The following is a 15885-nucleotide window of genomic DNA, read 5'->3' as shown; positions in this document are numbered from 1 at the left end:
GTGCCGCGTAAAGATTCACCCAGCATCCCGCATCCCTAATCCCCAATCCCCAATCCCCAGCGCCCTCAGGCGCTCCGGGCCTGCCGCATCAGCAGGGCGAACAGGCTGGCCAGCTTGTCGCGCATCTCGCGGCGGTCGACAATCATGTCGATGGCGCCGTGCTCGAGCAGGAATTCCGAGCGCTGGAAGCCTTCGGGCAGGGTCTCGCGCACGGTCTGTTCGATAACCCGGGCGCCGGCGAAACCGATCTGCGCCTTGGGTTCGCCGATGTTGACGTCGCCGAGCATGGCGAAGCTGGCCGAGACACCACCCGTGGTCGGATCGGTCAGCACCGAGATGAAAGGCAAGCCGGCAGCGCGAAGTCGGCCGAGCGCTGCCGAGGTCTTGGCCATCTGCATCAACGAGAACAAGCCTTCCTGCATGCGTGCGCCGCCGGTGGCGCTGAAGCACACCATCGGCGCCCGCTCGGACAGGGCAAGGTCGGCGCAACGGGTGAACTTTTCGCCGACGACCGAACCCATGGAACCGCCCATGAAAGCGAAGTCGAAGGCGCAGGCGACCAGCGGGCGGCCCTTGAGCGAGCCCTTCATGGCAACCAGTGCGTCGCGTTCGCCGACCGCCTTCTGCGATGCGGTCAGGCGATCCTTGTACTTCTTCGAATCCTTGAACTTCAGTGGATCGACCGGCTCGAGATTGGCGAACAGTTCCTCGCCGCTGCCGCTGTCGAACAGCGCGGCCAGGCGCTTGCGCGCCCGGATCTTGTGGTGATGGCCGCACTGAGGGCAAACCTGCAGGTTGTTTTCGAGCTCGGGACCGTAGAGCACGGCGCCGCAACCTTCGCACTTTTCCCAAAGGCCCTCTGGGACCTTGCCCTTGCCGGCTCCAATCGTGCGGATCCGCGGCGCCATCAGTTTCTGCAACCAGTTCATGGTGAATTCTTCTCCGGGTACGGAAGGCAGCTCCGGTACCGTTGATTTGATTTTCGCATCGCAGTTCGTCGTCGCGGTCAGGCGGCAGCCGCTGCGTCCAGCGCCTTGCGGATCGGGACGAGGAAATCGCGGGCGGCGGATACCGCCGATTCGGCGTCGCTGGCCTCGGCGAGGCTCGCAACCAGCGCGCTGCCGATGACTACCGCATCGGCACTTTCGGAAATCGTCACTGCCGTGGCCGCGTCGCGAACGCCGAACCCTACCGCAACCGGGATGTCGCCGCCCTGCTTTATGTGATCGACGCGACGACGCACGTCGGCGGGATCGAGCTGGCTGGCGCCGGTAATGCCGGCGAAGGATACATAGTAGACGAAACCCCGGGCCTGCCTTCGTATCGCGGCCAGACGCACTTCGGTGGTGGTCGGCGCGACCAGGAAGATCTGGCGGATTCCGGCCTCACGCAGCGGCTCGATCGAGGCGGACTCCTCCACCGGAACGTCGACGATCAGGACGCCGTCGACACCCGCCGCGCGGGCCTGTTCGGCAAAGCGCGCATAGCCGTAGATCTCGATCGGATTCAGATAGCCCATCAGCACGATCGGCGTCGTTGCATCGGTCTCGCGAAATTCCGCGACCCAACCGAGGATCCGTTCGATGCCGACACCGCGCGCGATCGCGCGTTCGCTCGAGTGCTGAATGGTCGGCCCGTCCGCGACCGGGTCCGAATACGGCATGCCGAGTTCAATCAGGTCGGCACCGGCATCGGCCAACGCGCGCATGATCGCAACGGTCGCCTCGGGCAGCGGGTCGCCCGCGGTCATGAACGGAACCAGGCCCTTGCGCCCACGCTTGCGCAGATCGGCGAAGCGTTGCTCGATGCGCTCGCTCACAGGGTGATGCCCTCGTGCGCCGCGATCGTCTGCACGTCCTTGTCGCCACGACCGGAAAGATTGCACAGGATCAGCTTATCCTTCGGCATGGCACGTGCGAGCTTGATGGCCTGGGCAATGGCGTGGCTCGATTCGAGCGCGGCCAGGATACCCTCGGTACGCGCCAGCTCGTGGAAGGCGGCCATCGCTTCGTCGTCGGTGATGCCGACATAGCTGGCGCGCCCGGAATCCTTGAGGAAGGCATGCTCGGGACCGACGCCCGGATAATCGAGACCGGCCGATATGGAGTGCGTTTCGGTGATCTGACCCTGGTCGTCGCAGATCACATAGGTGCGGTTGCCGTGCAGGACACCGCGCCGGCCGGCCGCCAGGGACGCCGCGTGACGACCCGTCTCGATGCCCTCGCCAGCGGCTTCGGCACCGACCATGGCGACTTCGCGATCGTTGAGGAAGGCATGGAACAGGCCGATCGCGTTCGAGCCACCGCCCACGCATGCGGTCAGCACGTCGGGCAGGCGCCCGTACTGTTCTAGCATCTGCGCGCGCGCCTCGCGGCCGACCACCGCGTTGAAGTCGCGCACCATCATCGGATAGGGATGCGGGCCGGCCACCGTGCCGATGATGTAGAAGGTATCGGCGACGTTGGTCACCCAGTCGCGCATCGCCTCGTTGAGCGCATCCTTGAGCGTCTTCGAACCGGAGACGACCGGCACGACTTCCGCGCCGAGCAGCTTCATGCGGAAGACGTTGATCTTCTGTCGCTCGATGTCGACCGCACCCATGTAGACGATGCAGTCGAGACCAAAGCGCGCGCAAACGGTGGCGGTGGCAACGCCGTGCTGGCCGGCGCCGGTTTCGGCAATGATGCGCCGCTTGCCCATGCGTCGGGCGACCAGGGCCTGGCCGATCGTGTTGTTGATCTTGTGCGCGCCAGTATGGTTCAGGTCCTCGCGCTTGAGCAGGATCTGGGCGCCGCCGATCTTCTTCGACAGGCGCTCGGCGTGGTAGATCGGCGAGGGCCGACCGACGTAGTGCTTGAGATCACGCTCGAATTCGGCGATGAATTCGGGATCGTCGCGCAGGGCCAGATAGGCCGCGGTCAGTTCTTCCAGCGGCGGCATCAGGGTTTCCGGCATGTAGATGCCGCCGTAATCGGCAAATCGCCCATGCGCATCGGGATAGGCGTGGAAATCGCTGACGGGAATGGGTTTGTTCATGCTCACGACTTGCTCATTGGGTGTTGGTGGCTTGCACGGCGGACACGAAGGCACGCATGCGTCCGGCGTCCTTGATCCCCGGGCTCGACTCGATGCCGCTGGACACATCCACGGCATGGGGTCGAAGCAACCGGATCGCCTCGCCGACATTGCCGGCATCGATACCACCGGCGAGCAGCCATGGCCGATCCAGGCCGGGGTCCCGCGTCCAGTCGAAGCGGACGCCCTGCCCGCCGGCCTCGCCTCGGGCGTGGGCATCGAGCAGGAATCCGGCCGCTCCGGCGAAGCCGGCCGCATAGCTTGCCACATCCGTGACCGACGCCATCGGAACGCCCTTCAGAAAGGGTAATCCGTAGCCCTCGCAATCCGTTGCCGATTCCTCGCCATGGAACTGCAACAGGCTCGGCCGGACCATCGAAATCACCTGCCGTATCCAGGCCGGCTCGTCATCCATGAACAGGGCCACCGAGCTGATCAGTGGCGGCAGCCGGCGGATCATGCCGGTTGCGGCGGCGGGATCAACGAAGCGTCGGCTCTTGCGGGTGAACACGAACCCCAGGGCGTCGACGCCGAGTCGCGCTGCCAGCATGGCGTCCTCGCTGCGCGTCATGCCGCAAAACTTGATCCGGACCCGGTTCATGGCCGGCTTGCCTCGGCTGGCAAACCGAATCCGGACGGGAAGACCGGCGCGATGAAGCAAAGCCCGGCGGCAGCGGCGGTGGGTCCGGCGACACTGCGATCCCGTCCGGCGAGGAGTTCGGCCATCCAGTCTTCGGCTTGCTCGCCACGACCGATCGGCAGCAGCGAACCGACGATGTTGCGCACCATGTGGTGGAGGAAGGCATTGGCTTCGATGTCGATCAGGACCTGGTCCCCGCTGCGCCGCACCTGGACCGAGCGAACGTTCCGGAACGGCGTGCGGGCCTGGCAGGCAATGGTCCGGAATGCGCTGAAATCCCGTTCGCCGAGCAGCGCCTGGCTGGCCCTGTGCATCGCGTCCGCGTCGAGCGGTTGGCGCTCCCAGGCGACGTAGCGGGCATCGAGCGCCGGTCGCGCCGGTCGGTTGAGGATGGTGTAGCGATAGCGGCGTCCGAGCGCCCCGTAACGGGCGTGGAAGTCATCCGCCACGCGCACCGCCCAGCGCACCCCGACTGCCGTGGGCAGGCGCGAATTGGTCCCGAGCATCCAGCTGCGCTCGTTGCGGGCGGCGGCGCTGTCGAAGTGCACGACCTGGCAGCGCGCGTGAACACCGGCGTCGGTCCGTCCTGCGCAGGTCACCGTGACCGGATGATCAGCAACAAACGAGAGGGCCTCCTCGAGCGCCCCCTGCACGGTCGGGCCGTGCGAAAGCCGCTGCCAGCCGAAAAAGTCGGTGCCGTCGTACTCAATGCCGAGCGCAATGCGCAAATCGATCTCCTGGGCCATCCCCGAGGGATTCTATCGCCCACAAACGACAAGGCCGGGATTCCTCCCGGCCCGGACGTGACCTCGCGCGGACAAATCAGCCGATTTCGCTGATCAGTTTGCGCGCTTCTTCCTGCTGCGCCGGCGCACCCTCGGCAAGGACCTCCTCGAGCATCGAGCGCGCCCCGTCAGGGTCGCCCATGTCGAGATAGGCCTTGGCCAGATCGAGCTTGGTGCCGATCGCATCCTCGCCGGCGAAAAACTCGTCGTCGCTGGCATCGGCCGGCATTTCGGGCGCTTCGAACGACTCTTCGGGCTCGTCGGCCCTCGGTGCGGCCATCTTCGGTGCCTCCTCGATCGGTGGCAAATCGAAACTGAACGAGGTGTCGGCGCTCGGAGCCGGCTGCGGCGGCCTGGTTTCGCCGAGATCGAAATCGGGGACCTCAAGGGCCGGCATGCTGGCCGTTGCCAAGCTGCTCTCGGCAGCGACCGGCCGTGGCGGCTCCTCGCCAAAATCCGGGAAGTCGTCCGACTCGTCGACCGGCGGTTCCTCGAACCGATACTCGCCCGCGGATTCATCTTCCGGATACTTGTCGACAATGGAGTCACGCTGGCTGAACAGCGGGTTGTTCGGCACCAGTTCCTCGCCCATGGTGCGCACCTCGCGCCAGGCGGGCTGGTTCGGATCGGCGACGTAGGCATACATCTCTTCGGCCGCGGCCTCGAACTTGTGGCTGTCGCCCTGGGCGTAGTAGAGGCTCAGCAACTCCAGATGCGCCCCGGCGTTGGTCGGGTCGCTCTGGACCTGGGCAATGAGCTCGCGTTCCTCGGCATCGTCGCCAGCGACGGCCGCTGCACCAATCGGCGAATCGCCGAACGAACTCGCGATCGAGGTACGCGTCGCGGTCGGCGCGGGCTTGCGCTTGCGCAGTCCGAATATGCCAAGCCCGACCAGAAGCAGACCACCGACGCCGGCGGCACCGAGCGCCCAGGGTTCGAGGTACCAGGGTCCGGATGCTGCCGGTCGCGGCGCAGGCACCGCCGCCGCAGGCTTCTTTGCTGGCGGCTTCGGCGCGACCTTCTTCGGTTCGGGCGTAGTGGTTTTTTCCGGTGTCACCGCGGCCGTCGGTGTTGTTGCAGGAGTCGGCGCCTTGGTCGCATCGGCCGGCGTCGCTTCAGGCGAGGCGGTGGCCGTGCTGTCGCCGGGCGACGGCGGCGCTGCCTTGATCGCACCGTCGGCGCTGCCCCAGATGTCGTCCTTGGTGATCTTCGCATCAGCGCTGGCCGTTTCCGGCTTGGTCGGTTCCGGCGCAGCGCCGGCCTTGACCGGTGGCTCGTTCTTGCTCGCGGTCGCAGGCGTGGCGGCAGCGGTAGCAGCGGTAGCTGCCTCCTTGCTGGCTTCTTCCTGCAGTTTCTTGAGCTTTTCGCGCAACTCGGCGAGTTCGGTGTTCTGCAGGCTGATCAGCTTTTCGTTCTTGCCTCGAATATCTTCGAGGTCCTTGACCCGGGACTTGAGTTCGCTGGACTCCTGCTCCTTGCTGGTCAAGGCCTCCTTGACCCGCGCCAGTTCGGCCTTGGACGCGGCATCGCCGGCGCCACCGGCACGGCCACCGCCGGGACGATCGGCCGACTGCTGGCCAGACTTTCCTTCCATCGGCGGCACCAGGGCCAGGCGCTCCCCGGACGACTGCGTTGTGCTCGCCGAACCCGGGCTGGACGGCTTGGTCGTGGTGGTCGCGACAGGGGCCGTATCGGCAACCAGGGTTGGCGCGTCGGCGGCGCGCCCGCGCCATTCGTCGATCTGGGCACGAACGGCCGCGGCGGCTTCGCGCGCGGAGCCGTTGGCGGCAATCTCCTCGGCATTCGGAATGCGCAGTACCGCACCGCGCTTGAGGGCGTTGATGTTGTCCTTGAAGAACGCGTTCGGGTTGTTCTTGAGCAGGGCCAGCATCATCTGGTTGACGCTGACGGATTCGCCGGGCCGAGTCGCGCGGGCGATTTCCCCGAGTGTCTCGCCGGCAGCAACCGGACCGTATTCGTTACCAGCGGCGGCCGGCGGGGCGGCGGTCGGCTTGGCCGCGGGTTCCGCTCGCGCAGCAGCCGGTGCCGCCGCTGCGGCGGGCGCAGGCTTGCTGGCCGGCTTGGCTGGCGGCAATGGCTGGGTCGCCGTACGTTCCGGCTCCTTTGCCGCCACGGCTACCGCGCTCGATCCTTTCACGGCAGGCGCCATGACCGGTGGATCGAGCAGCAGGGTGTATTCGCGGAGCAGCCTGCCCTTGGGCCAGTTGGCTTCGAGAAGCAGGCCGACAAAGGGCTCGCGGACGATTTCCTTGCTGGTGATGCGGATCACCGGCTCGCCCCTGGCGTTCTTTTCGAGATTGAACTCGATCGGCACGCCAATACCGGCCCGGCTCATGCCGACCCGTTCGAAATCCTCGTCGGACGCGAGCGTGATGATCAGGCCCTCGGCCTCGCCCGGCGCGCTCTGGATGATCGGAATCTCGGCCTTGAGCGGCTGATTCAGACCTGACTGGACCTGGATCGCTCCCAATCCGAGTGCGAACGCATTGGTCACCCCCAACGCGAGCGCGATGGCCAGCGACAATTGCAACGGTCGTTTCATGAACAGGGCTCCCCGAATGCGATGACTAGGAACATTTGGCTGACAGCCTCCTGGGCGCCTTCCAAAGCTCGAAAATGCCTTATAACACAATCGTAACTATAGATCACAGATACGTTTTCACCAAGAGTTCCGCAACCTGAACGGCATTCAGGGCGGCCCCCTTGCGAATGTTGTCGGAGACGACCCAGAGATCGATCCCGCGCGGATGCGATATGTCATCGCGGATTCGACCCACAAATACCGCATCCTGGCCTGCCGCATCGCTGGCCGGCGTCGGATAACCGCCCGCCTTGCGCTCGTCGATGACCTCGACACCGGGGGCACCTTGTAGCAACTCGCGGACCTGTTCTGCCGTGATCTTGTCGCGGGTTTCGACATGCACGGCCTCGGCATGGCCGAGGAAGACCGGCACGCGGACCGCGGTCGGATTGACCTGGATCGACGCGTCACCCAGGATCTTGCGCGTTTCCCAGACCATCTTCATCTCTTCGCGCGTGTAGCCGTTGTCCTGGAAGTCGTCGATGTGGGGGATCACGTTGAAGGCGATCTGCTTGCTGAACTTGGCCGGCCTGGCTTCCTGGAAGTTGAGCAGCGCCGCGGTCTGCCGACCGAGTTCCTCGATCCCGGAACGACCCGCTCCCGAGACCGACTGGTAGGTCGCCACATTGATGCGCTCGATGCCGACCGCGCGATGGATCGGCGCCAGGGCAACCAGCATCTGCATGGTCGAACAATTCGGATTGGCGATGATGCCGCGCTGCGTATAGGCCGCGATGGCCTCCGGATTGACTTCGCTGACGACCAGCGGCACATCCGGCGCGTTGCGGAATTCGGAGGTATTGTCGATGACCACCGCGCCCGCGGCGACCGCGCGCGGTGCGTGTTCGCGACTGACGCTGCCGCCCGCCGAGAAGAAGGCGATATCGACACCGTTGAAGTCGTATTCGGCAAGATCGCGCACGGTGAATTCACGCGCGCCGAACCCGAGTTTTTCCCCGGCACTGCGGGCGCTGGCCAGTGGAACGAACTCCGAGACCGGAAATTTCCGCTCTAGGAGAATGCTGATCAACGCCTCGCCGACGGCGCCTGTCGCACCGACCATTGCCACCTTGTAGCCGCTCTTGGCGCTCATCTGTAATCCTTTTCGGTGTTCATTGCCTGTTGTCGACCGATGCCATCTTGCCCTGCGCTGCTGCTGCCGGCGCCGTCGACGGGACGCATTGATCGCCTGTGCCCGCTCCATGCGGGTGAGGCCGACGATCCGTTCAATCCCCAACCGCCCCGGGAATCCGGGGTGCGACCGCCGCGACATCGCCGCACTGGGCGCGATGGCGCAAGGCGTGGTCCATCAGTACCAGTGCCAGCATCGCCTCCACGATCGGGGTCGCCCGGATGCCCACGCAGGGATCGTGGCGGCCCTTCGTGCGTACTTCGATTTCCTCGCCAGCCAGGTTGACGCTGCGTCCCGGGATCAGGATGCTCGATGTCGGCTTGAAGGCCGCAGTGGCGACGATGGACTGGCCGCTGCTGATGCCGCCGAGGATGCCGCCGGCATGATTGCTGAGAAACCCGCCAGGCGTCATCTCGTCGCGATGTTCACTTCCGCGCTGCGAGACCGCCGCGAAGCCATCGCCGATCTCGACGCCCTTGACCGCATTGATCGACATCAGGGCCGCAGCGATGTCGCCATCGAGCTTCCCGTAGACCGGCTCGCCCCAGCCGGGAGGGACGCCGTCGGCAACCACATTGACCCGCGCACCGACCGAATCTCCGGACTTGCGCAGCGCATTCATGGCGGCCTCGAGTTCGGCGACCATGCCGGCATCGGGCCAGAAAAACGGATTCTTCTCGACCGCATCCCAGTCGAACGAACGCGGCACCAGTTCGCCGATCTGCGCGAGGTGACCGCGGATGCGGATGCCGAAGCGTTCGGCCAGCCACTTGCGCGCGATCACGGCCGCGGCCACGCGCATGGTGGTCTCGCGTGCGGACGAACGCCCGCCACCGCGCGGATCGCGGATGCCGTATTTTTGCCAGTAGGTGTAGTCCGCGTGGCCGGGCCGGAAGGTATCGAGGATTTCGCCGTAGTCCTTCGAGCGCTGGTCGGTGTTGCGGATCAGCAGCGCGATCGGCGTCCCCGTGGTGCGCCCTTCATACGTGCCTGAGAGTATCTCGACCTCGTCGGCTTCGCGGCGTTGCGAGGTGAACCGCGAGCGACCGGACGCGCGGCGGTCCAGATCGACACGGAAATCCGCCTCCGAAATCGGCAGACCGGGCGGACAGCCGTCGATGACGCAGCCGATCGCCGGGCCGTGGCTCTCGCCGAAGGTCGTTACCGTGAAAAGCTGGCCAAAGGCGTTGCTGGACATGTTCCGATCGCGATCCCGTTCTCGACTCAACGCTTCGCGACGGATCGAATCAGGTCCCCGTATTCAACCAGATCGGCGCGATCGATGACGAATACGCCCATCTGCCCGACATTGAATTCGACCCAGTTGAAAGGCACTTCGGGCAGCAGTTCGACCAGGGCCCGCTCGCTTTCACCGACCTCCACGATCAGGACGCCGTCCTCGGTCAGATGGTCGGGCGCTTCGCGCAGGATGCGCAGGGCGAAATCCAGGCCATCGCTGCCCGCGGTCAGCCCGAGCTTCGGCTCGTGTCCGTACTCTGCCGGCAGGGCATCGAATTCCGCCTCCGTCACATACGGCGGGTTGCTCACGATCAGGTCGTAGCGTTCTCCCTCGACCGCCGCAAACAGATCCGAAGCGATGGCACGAACCCGATCGCCGAGGTCCTGGTAGGTGATGTTTTCCCTGGCAAGGGCCAACGCCGGCTCGCTGATGTCGATCAGGTCGACCTGCCAGTCCGGGTTGTGCGCGGCCATGGCGATTCCGATGCAGCCCGAGCCGGTACAGAGGTCGAGCGCCCTCGCTACCTCGTGGTCGTCCAGCCATGGCTGAAAGCCGGCCTGGATCAGCTCGGCGATCGGTGAACGCGGCACCAGCGCGCGCCGGTCGGAGAGGAACTCGAGTCCGGCAAACCAGGCCTTGCCGGTCAGGTAGGCCACCGGCGTCCGCTCGTTGACCCGGCGCTCGAACAGGGCCAGCACGCTCTTGCGTTCCTCCGCAGTCAGCCTGGCCTGGCCATAGGCCGGCGAGAGGTCGTGCGGCAGGTGCAGGCTCTGCAGTACCAGGTGGGTCGCTTCATCGATGGCATTGTCGTAACTGTGACCAAAGGTCAGCCCCGCCGCCGAGAATCGACTGGCGCCGTAGCGGATGAAATCGATGATGGTGGCGAGTTCGGCGGTCATGGCTCGTATTCTTGGCGCGGCCGCGAAGTATAAGCCGGGATACCCGATATCCAGCCAGCCAGCCGCAACGATCGGGCTTCTCCCGGCCGTTCTGTCGTCCCCGGCAGCGGTACAGACCATGGCGCAGCCACGCGCGAATGCTTGATGCAACGTCGCAGCCTGGCTCGTGAAAGGTCCGCCCGACGCTATACTGGAGGCATGAAGCTCACTCGTTCGCGCGGCCGAATCGGCGCCACCCCCCTCATCATCATTGCAGCAGTCGCCCTCGCCCTCGGCTTGTGGGCGGGGTCACGCCGGATCGGTCCGCCTGCGCCGCCGGTCGTGGCGACTGCGATCATGTACCCCGCGCCGCAGCCGATCGGCCCATTCACGCTTCGCCGGGCGGATGGTCAGGCGCTGACCGAATCGGACCTGCGCGGCCACTGGACCATTGCGTTCTTCGGCTTCACCCATTGCCCGGACATCTGTCCGACCACGCTGGCCGCGTTCAAGCAGGTCTGGACTCGGTTGGCTTCGCAAGGCAAGACCGACCAGGTGCAATTCCTGTTCGTCTCTGTCGACCCGCAGCGCGACACACCCGAGCAGTTGTCACGCTACGTCGGCTTCTTCAACGAGGACTTCCTCGCCGCCACCGGAACGGACGACCAGCTCACCCGACTGACGCGCTCGCTGGGCCTGGTCTATGCGCGCATTCCCGATGAATCCGGCGGCTACAGTGTGGATCACAGTGCCTCCGCCGTGATCATCGACCCCCAGGGGCGTCGCGCCGGCCTGTTTCGCCCACCCTTCGAGCCCGGCCCCGTCAGTGCCGACATCCTCGCCCTGACCGGGTCACGATGATGCCACCCTCGATTCTCATCCAGTACCTGTTGCCGCACCGGTTCCTCTCGCGCATCGTTTTTCATGCCACGCGCTGGACCTGGGTACCGTGGAAGAATTTCCTGATCCGCCAGGTGACCCGGCGCTTCGGTGTCGACCTGGGCGAGGCGCTGGAGCCCGATATAGCGGCCTTTCCGCATTTCAATGCGTTCTTCACGCGGCAGTTGAAGCCCGGCGCCCGTCCGCTGGACCCCGATCCGGAATCCCTGGTGTGTCCCGCGGACGGGCGCATCAGCCAGGCCGGCCCGGTCAGCGACGGACGCATCTTCCAGGCCAAGGGGCAGTCCTTCAGTGCAGCGGAACTGCTTGCCGACAGCGCGGCCGCCGAGCCGTACCGGGACGGACGCTTCGTCACCGTGTACCTGTCGCCGCGCGACTACCATCGCGTGCACATGCCGCTGGCCGGCACCCTGGTGGCGACCCGCCATGTCCCGGGACGGATTTTCAGTGTGGCGCCGCTCGCCGTGCAGTCCATTCCACGTCTGTTTGCACGCAATGAACGCCTGGTTTGCCACTTCGAGGGCGAAGACGGGCCCTTTTCAATGGTCCTGGTTGGCGCCTTGCTCGTGTCGAGCGTCTCCACGGTCTGGGGCGGACTAGAGATACCCCCGTATGCCGGCCGGATCAGCACGACCGAATGGCGCGAGCCGTCCATCGCCCTGGACCGGGGCGCCGAGATGGGGCGCTTCAACATGGGTTCCACGGTCATCCTGTTGTTGCCGGCTGGCGGACCCGTGCTGGACGCTGGACTGCTTCCGGAGCAGCCGGTGCGGGTCGGGCAACGCATCGGTCACCGTCGCGAATCGGCAACTTTTCGTGAAACCGGTCAAAAAAGCGTGACTGCGGGATAGCTTTATCCCGGGAAATCGGACTAGAATTGTCACATCATTACATTCCGCGTCAAAACCGCGGCGTACGATTTTTCAGGGGGAGCTCCGATGCAATTGATAACCCGCTTGATCGCTCTTACTCGCGGAATGCAGCTCCGACGCCAGTTCAAGGAAATCGAAAAGGCTCTGGAGCAGCTCAATCCGAGCGCGCGGAGGCAACTGGCTGCACTTGCGATGCGCGAGTTCTCGAATGCCGCCAAGAGCGAATTCCCGCACCTTTACGCGACGCCACCCGATGAGAAGTACTCGCCTTGGGGCAGCGGCACCTCGATCGGTTTCGAGCGGATGAAATCGGACAGCCTGCAGGTGCGCATGCGCGGCGTGGCGCTGTGGCTCACAGTGACCTTTCACGAGACCAAGGATTCGCCGTATGCCGATCAGCGTGAGCTGCACCGCCTGGTCATGCGCACCCTGCGCACCCTGAAGGAATCGGTGCCGGCCAAGGAAATGTCGCAGTTGCTGGCCAACCACCCGCAAGCCGCCTGAATCGTCGAAACTCCACCTGAGGCTGATGCTTCAGGACACAAGAAAAGCGCAGCGGGTCTGCGCTTTTTTTGTGTCCGACCTGCACGTCTTCAGCGCCGCGAACAGGCCGGCATGCGCAGCCGCTGCCCAGCCCGGATCCGGTACTGGGGGCCGTGGATACCATTCAATTCGGCGATTTCGCGCAGGTGCTTGCAGCCGCTGCGGCGCGCGATCGCCGCGAGATTGTCGCCCCGCCTGACCGTATAGGAGGACGCCGTGCTTCTGTTCGACGGCGCCGGCCGGCTCGGCCGGGTCGCCTGCGTCGCCGCATTCAATTCCCCGGCCAGCTGGGCCCATTGACCACCCGCGCATAAACCTTCATAAGCGGCCTCCAGCACCACCGGCACCTCGAGACGCGTGCCTGGCGTCAACTTCAACTGTGGGTCAAGAGCTGGATTGAGATTTCTCAGGGTCCGGAACCAGCCGTCATACATGCCGCCTTCGCTGCCGAAGCAAACCGAAAGTTCGGCCAGCGATGCCGAATTCGCCAATTGGATGCTGCCGGGTTTACCGTCGATCTTCGGGAATTCGAGGTTGTAGCGTTCCGGGTGGAGAAACAGCCAGGCCGCAGCGAGAACCATCGGCACGTAGTCGCGGGTCTCATCCGGCAGGATGGAATACACAGCCGGATCCCAGAAGCTGGTGCTGCCCCCGCGCGCGGCGAGACGGCGAATGCGGCCCTCGCCGCCATTGTAGGCGGCGATGACCAGCTCGAGATTGCCATTAAAGATCGCGAGTTGCTCATTGATGTAGGCGGCATTGGCGCGCGCGGAAAGGGCGGGGTCGAATCGCTGGTCGAATCCGTCCCTGGCACTGAGGCCAAAGCGCAGCCCGGTCGCGTACATGAACTGCAGAGGGCCAGAGGCTCCGGCTCGCGAGACGGCATGAACGCGCCCCCCGGATTCCTTGGCCAGCATGCCGAACAGCAGGGCCTCGGGCAGGCCTGCCTGATGGTATTCCGGCCACATCCGGTAGCGCATGTATTCGTAATTCACGTACGCCGTCATCAGATTGGGGCGGTACTGGGTCAGCCATTGTTCGAGTGCGGCCTTGACCGGATCGTTGATGGTCAGGATATCCGCCAGTTCGCGTCCGTTGAGCAGGGTAATCGTGCGCTCCATCGCCGGCAGGCTGGCCACGACCGGCGAATCTTCGCTGCCCACTTCCGGGACGTCCTCGATGGCAGCATCCTGCTCGCTGTCGCCATCAACGACCGGCACCTGCAAGCCCAGGCGTAGCAGCCGGTCGTAGGCCGAGACGAAGCGGCTTGCATCGCATCCGGGAATCGTCGTGCAACGAACTGCATTCGACTGAATGGCATCGAGCGCAGCCTGGGTTTCGGACTGCGCCCGTCCGGAATCGCCGCCGCGCGCGAGCTCGAGGCCGGCCTCGAACCGCTGGCTACCCCGGTCCAGTTCCGCGTACAGCGCATTGACGGCTTCTTCGTCGACCTTGGTGGATGCAGGAGACCGGCCCGACGGAGCCACGCCGGCACAGGCACCGAGCGCCAGCAGCACGACAACGAAGGGAATGCGACGAGTCCTGGACATCAGTAGATTTCCGCCTGGCAGTGCGCGCACGGTAACCGACCCGATGCGTCCGCGGCAACGAAGGCCCATGCGTCGACTACAATCGGATCCGCATTCCGGCCTTGAAACCCTAGGAGTCCACCGGTGAACGATATCCTGATCGGCAAGAGCGACGAGGCGGTCTGGCTGCACGCCCGCTACGCAAACCGCCACGGCATGATTGCTGGCGCCACCGGCACCGGAAAATCGGTCAGCCTGATGTTGCTGGCGGAGGGATTTTCGAAACTCGGCGTGCCGGTCTTCCTGGCCGACGTCAAGGGCGACCTGGCCGGCCTGTGCCAGGCAGGAGTGATGAGCGACCGGCTCAAGGCCCGCATCGACAAGCTCGGTGTCGACTGGAGTCCGAACGCCAATCCGGTCGTTTTCTGGGATATCTACGGAAAGCTGGGGCATCCGATCCGGGCCACGATTTCCGAGATGGGGCCACACCTGCTTGGCCGCCTGCTCGAACTCAACGATACCCAGCAAGGCGTGCTGGAGGTCGTCTTCCGCTGCGCCGACGAGGAAGGCTTGCTGCTGCTGGATCTGAAGGATCTGCGGTCGATGCTGAACTTCGCTGCGGAAAATGCCAAGGTCATTTCGAAGCAGTACGGACTGATGAGTACCGCTTCGCTGGCCGCGATCCAGCGCGCGCTGCTCTCACTGGAAGAGTCGGGTGCCGATCATTTCTTCGGCGAGCCCGCGCTCGATCTGGCCGATTTCATGCGTCAGGACATGTCCGGACGCGGCATCATCAGCGTCCTCGCCGCCGACCAGTTGATCCTCAAGCCCAAGCTCTATTCGACCTTCCTGCTCTGGATGCTTTCCGAGTTGTTCGAGAACCTGCCCGAAGCGGGCGATCTCGACAAGCCGAAGCTGGTATTTTTCTTCGACGAGGCCCATCTGCTGTTCGACGACGCCCCGCCCGCCCTGGTGCAGCGCATCGAGCAGGTGGTCCGCTTGATCCGCTCGAAGGGTGTCGGCGTCTATTTTTGTTCGCAGAATCCCGACGATGTTCCCCAGGTCGTGCTCGGGCAGATGGGCAATCGCATCCAACATGCCCTGCGGGCCTTCACCCCCCGCGACCAGAAGGCCGTGCGCGCGGCCGCGGAGACCTTTCCGCCCAACCCCAAGGTCGATGTCGTCGCCACGATTACCCAGCTCGGGGTCGGCGAAGCGCTCGTGACGACGCTTCAGGATGGCGGCGTCCCGTTGCCTGTTCAACGCAGCCTGATCGCATCGCCCGGCTGCCGGATCGGCACGATTACCGATGAGGAACGGGCTGCGATCCGTTCGCGCTCGCCCTTTGGCAGCAAGTACGACACGATCGTCGATCGCGAATCGGCCTTCGAGAAGCTCGCTGCGCGTACCGAGGAGACTGCCGCGCAAGCCCCCGTGGCGCCGGCCGGCGGAGCGCCGGTTCAGCCCGCCGCGAAGCCGAATGGCGGTGGACTCATGGACAAGGTCAGCGGCATGCTGTTCGGCACCGGTCGCCGACAGGGCATGATCGAGGCGCTGGCGAAGTCCGCAGCCCGGAATGCCGGCAGCCAGATCAGCCGGTCGATCATGCGCGGCGTCCTCGGGGGAATCTTCAAGGGACGCTAATGGGGTGGCCCGCAGATGGCGCGAATACTTCGTAGATGGATTTCC

Annotated in this window: 14 protein-coding genes; 4 read left to right on the top strand and 10 right to left on the bottom strand. The window is 65.0% G+C overall.

Annotated features, from left to right (window positions below):
* Positions 1–65: 65 nt before the first annotated feature.
* The 9 genes from accD to prmB form a co-directional block, all read right to left on the bottom strand.
* Positions 66–929: an acetyl-CoA carboxylase, carboxyltransferase subunit beta gene (gene accD / locus BM125_RS16725; RefSeq protein ID WP_092410084.1), complete on the bottom strand. Its 864-nt coding sequence runs from the start codon at positions 927–929 to the stop codon at positions 66–68.
* Positions 930–1006: 77 nt separating this feature from the next.
* Positions 1007–1819, bottom strand: coding sequence for a tryptophan synthase subunit alpha (gene trpA / locus BM125_RS16720; protein WP_092410082.1), 813 nt, complete (start codon positions 1817–1819; stop codon positions 1007–1009).
* Positions 1816–3036, bottom strand: a complete 1221-nt coding sequence (gene trpB / locus BM125_RS16715; RefSeq protein ID WP_175498149.1) for a tryptophan synthase subunit beta — start codon at positions 3034–3036, stop codon at positions 1816–1818. The genes trpA and trpB overlap by 4 nt, the downstream gene beginning before the upstream one ends.
* Positions 3037–3049: 13 nt before the next feature.
* Positions 3050–3676 carry a phosphoribosylanthranilate isomerase gene (locus BM125_RS16710; RefSeq protein ID WP_092410080.1) on the bottom strand — a complete coding sequence of 209 codons (627 nt, stop codon included), beginning with the start codon at positions 3674–3676 and terminating at the stop codon, positions 3050–3052.
* Positions 3673–4443, bottom strand: coding sequence for a tRNA pseudouridine(38-40) synthase TruA (gene truA / locus BM125_RS16705; protein ID WP_092410118.1), 771 nt, complete (start codon positions 4441–4443; stop codon positions 3673–3675). Before truA ends, BM125_RS16710 begins: the two co-directional genes overlap by 4 nt.
* 94 nt (positions 4444–4537) lie before the next feature.
* Positions 4538–7063: a FimV/HubP family polar landmark protein gene (locus BM125_RS20855; protein WP_092410078.1), complete on the bottom strand. Its 2526-nt coding sequence runs from the start codon at positions 7061–7063 to the stop codon at positions 4538–4540.
* Between the two features lie 103 nt (positions 7064–7166).
* Positions 7167–8195, bottom strand: coding sequence for an aspartate-semialdehyde dehydrogenase (locus BM125_RS16695; protein ID WP_092410076.1), 1029 nt, complete (start codon positions 8193–8195; stop codon positions 7167–7169).
* Between the two features lie 133 nt (positions 8196–8328).
* On the bottom strand, positions 8329–9432 hold the full coding sequence (aroC, locus tag BM125_RS16690; RefSeq protein WP_092410074.1) for a chorismate synthase: 1104 nt from the start codon (positions 9430–9432) through the stop codon (positions 8329–8331).
* Positions 9433–9458: 26 nt separating this feature from the next.
* Complete coding sequence (gene prmB, locus BM125_RS16685; protein ID WP_092410072.1) at positions 9459–10373, bottom strand: 50S ribosomal protein L3 N(5)-glutamine methyltransferase; 915 nt, start codon at positions 10371–10373, stop codon at positions 9459–9461.
* Between the two features lie 198 nt (positions 10374–10571).
* Here prmB and BM125_RS16680 point away from each other — a divergent pair, with 198 nt between their 5' ends.
* The 3 genes from BM125_RS16680 (at position 10572) to BM125_RS16670 (ending at position 12628) form a co-directional block, all read left to right on the top strand.
* A complete protein-coding gene (locus BM125_RS16680) occupies positions 10572–11213 on the top strand; it encodes an SCO family protein (protein WP_175498148.1) in 642 nt (213 codons plus the stop codon).
* The gene (gene asd, locus BM125_RS16675; RefSeq protein WP_092410116.1) at positions 11213–12103 is read left to right on the top strand and encodes an archaetidylserine decarboxylase; all 891 of its coding nucleotides are present in this window, start codon (positions 11213–11215) and stop codon (positions 12101–12103) included. Before BM125_RS16680 ends, asd begins: the two co-directional genes overlap by 1 nt.
* A gap of 87 nt (positions 12104–12190) precedes the next feature.
* Positions 12191–12628, top strand: coding sequence for a hypothetical protein (locus tag BM125_RS16670; protein WP_092410068.1), 438 nt, complete (start codon positions 12191–12193; stop codon positions 12626–12628).
* A gap of 89 nt (positions 12629–12717) precedes the next feature.
* On the opposite strand, the gene BM125_RS16665 is transcribed toward BM125_RS16670, so the two are convergent.
* Entirely contained in the window at positions 12718–14217 is a 1500-nt protein-coding gene (locus tag BM125_RS16665; protein WP_245778964.1) for a transglycosylase SLT domain-containing protein, read from the bottom strand.
* Positions 14218–14340: 123 nt separating this feature from the next.
* Between BM125_RS16665 and BM125_RS16660 the strand changes: the two genes are divergently transcribed.
* On the top strand, positions 14341–15840 hold the full coding sequence (locus BM125_RS16660; RefSeq protein ID WP_092410066.1) for a helicase HerA-like domain-containing protein: 1500 nt from the start codon (positions 14341–14343) through the stop codon (positions 15838–15840).
* Positions 15841–15885: the final 45 nt, after the last annotated feature.

It is taken from the genome of Dokdonella immobilis, assembly GCF_900115085.1.
Lineage (GTDB): Bacteria > Pseudomonadota > Gammaproteobacteria > Xanthomonadales > Rhodanobacteraceae > Dokdonella > Dokdonella immobilis.
This window is presented reverse-complemented; position numbering and strand designations above follow the sequence as displayed.

What these genes read in the sequence shown, in the direction of transcription:
- accD (WP_092410084.1), bottom strand. Translation starts at nt 929, where the DNA reads ATGAACTGGTTGCAGAAACTGATGGCGCCGCGGATCCGCACGATTGGA.
- trpB (WP_175498149.1), bottom strand. Translation starts at nt 3,036, where the DNA reads ATGAACAAACCCATTCCCGTCAGCGATTTCCACGCCTATCCCGATGCG.
- BM125_RS16710 (WP_092410080.1), bottom strand. Translation starts at nt 3,676, where the DNA reads ATGAACCGGGTCCGGATCAAGTTTTGCGGCATGACGCGCAGCGAGGAC.
- BM125_RS20855 (WP_092410078.1), bottom strand. Translation starts at nt 7,063, where the DNA reads ATGAAACGACCGTTGCAATTGTCGCTGGCCATCGCGCTCGCGTTGGGG.
- BM125_RS16695 (WP_092410076.1), bottom strand. Translation starts at nt 8,195, where the DNA reads ATGAGCGCCAAGAGCGGCTACAAGGTGGCAATGGTCGGTGCGACAGGC.
- aroC (WP_092410074.1), bottom strand. Translation starts at nt 9,432, where the DNA reads ATGTCCAGCAACGCCTTTGGCCAGCTTTTCACGGTAACGACCTTCGGC.
- prmB (WP_092410072.1), bottom strand. Translation starts at nt 10,373, where the DNA reads ATGACCGCCGAACTCGCCACCATCATCGATTTCATCCGCTACGGCGCC.
- BM125_RS16680 (WP_175498148.1), top strand. Translation starts at nt 10,572, where the DNA reads ATGAAGCTCACTCGTTCGCGCGGCCGAATCGGCGCCACCCCCCTCATC.
- asd (WP_092410116.1), top strand. Translation starts at nt 11,213, where the DNA reads ATGCCACCCTCGATTCTCATCCAGTACCTGTTGCCGCACCGGTTCCTC.
- BM125_RS16670 (WP_092410068.1), top strand. Translation starts at nt 12,191, where the DNA reads ATGCAATTGATAACCCGCTTGATCGCTCTTACTCGCGGAATGCAGCTC.
- BM125_RS16665 (WP_245778964.1), bottom strand. Translation starts at nt 14,217, where the DNA reads ATGTCCAGGACTCGTCGCATTCCCTTCGTTGTCGTGCTGCTGGCGCTC.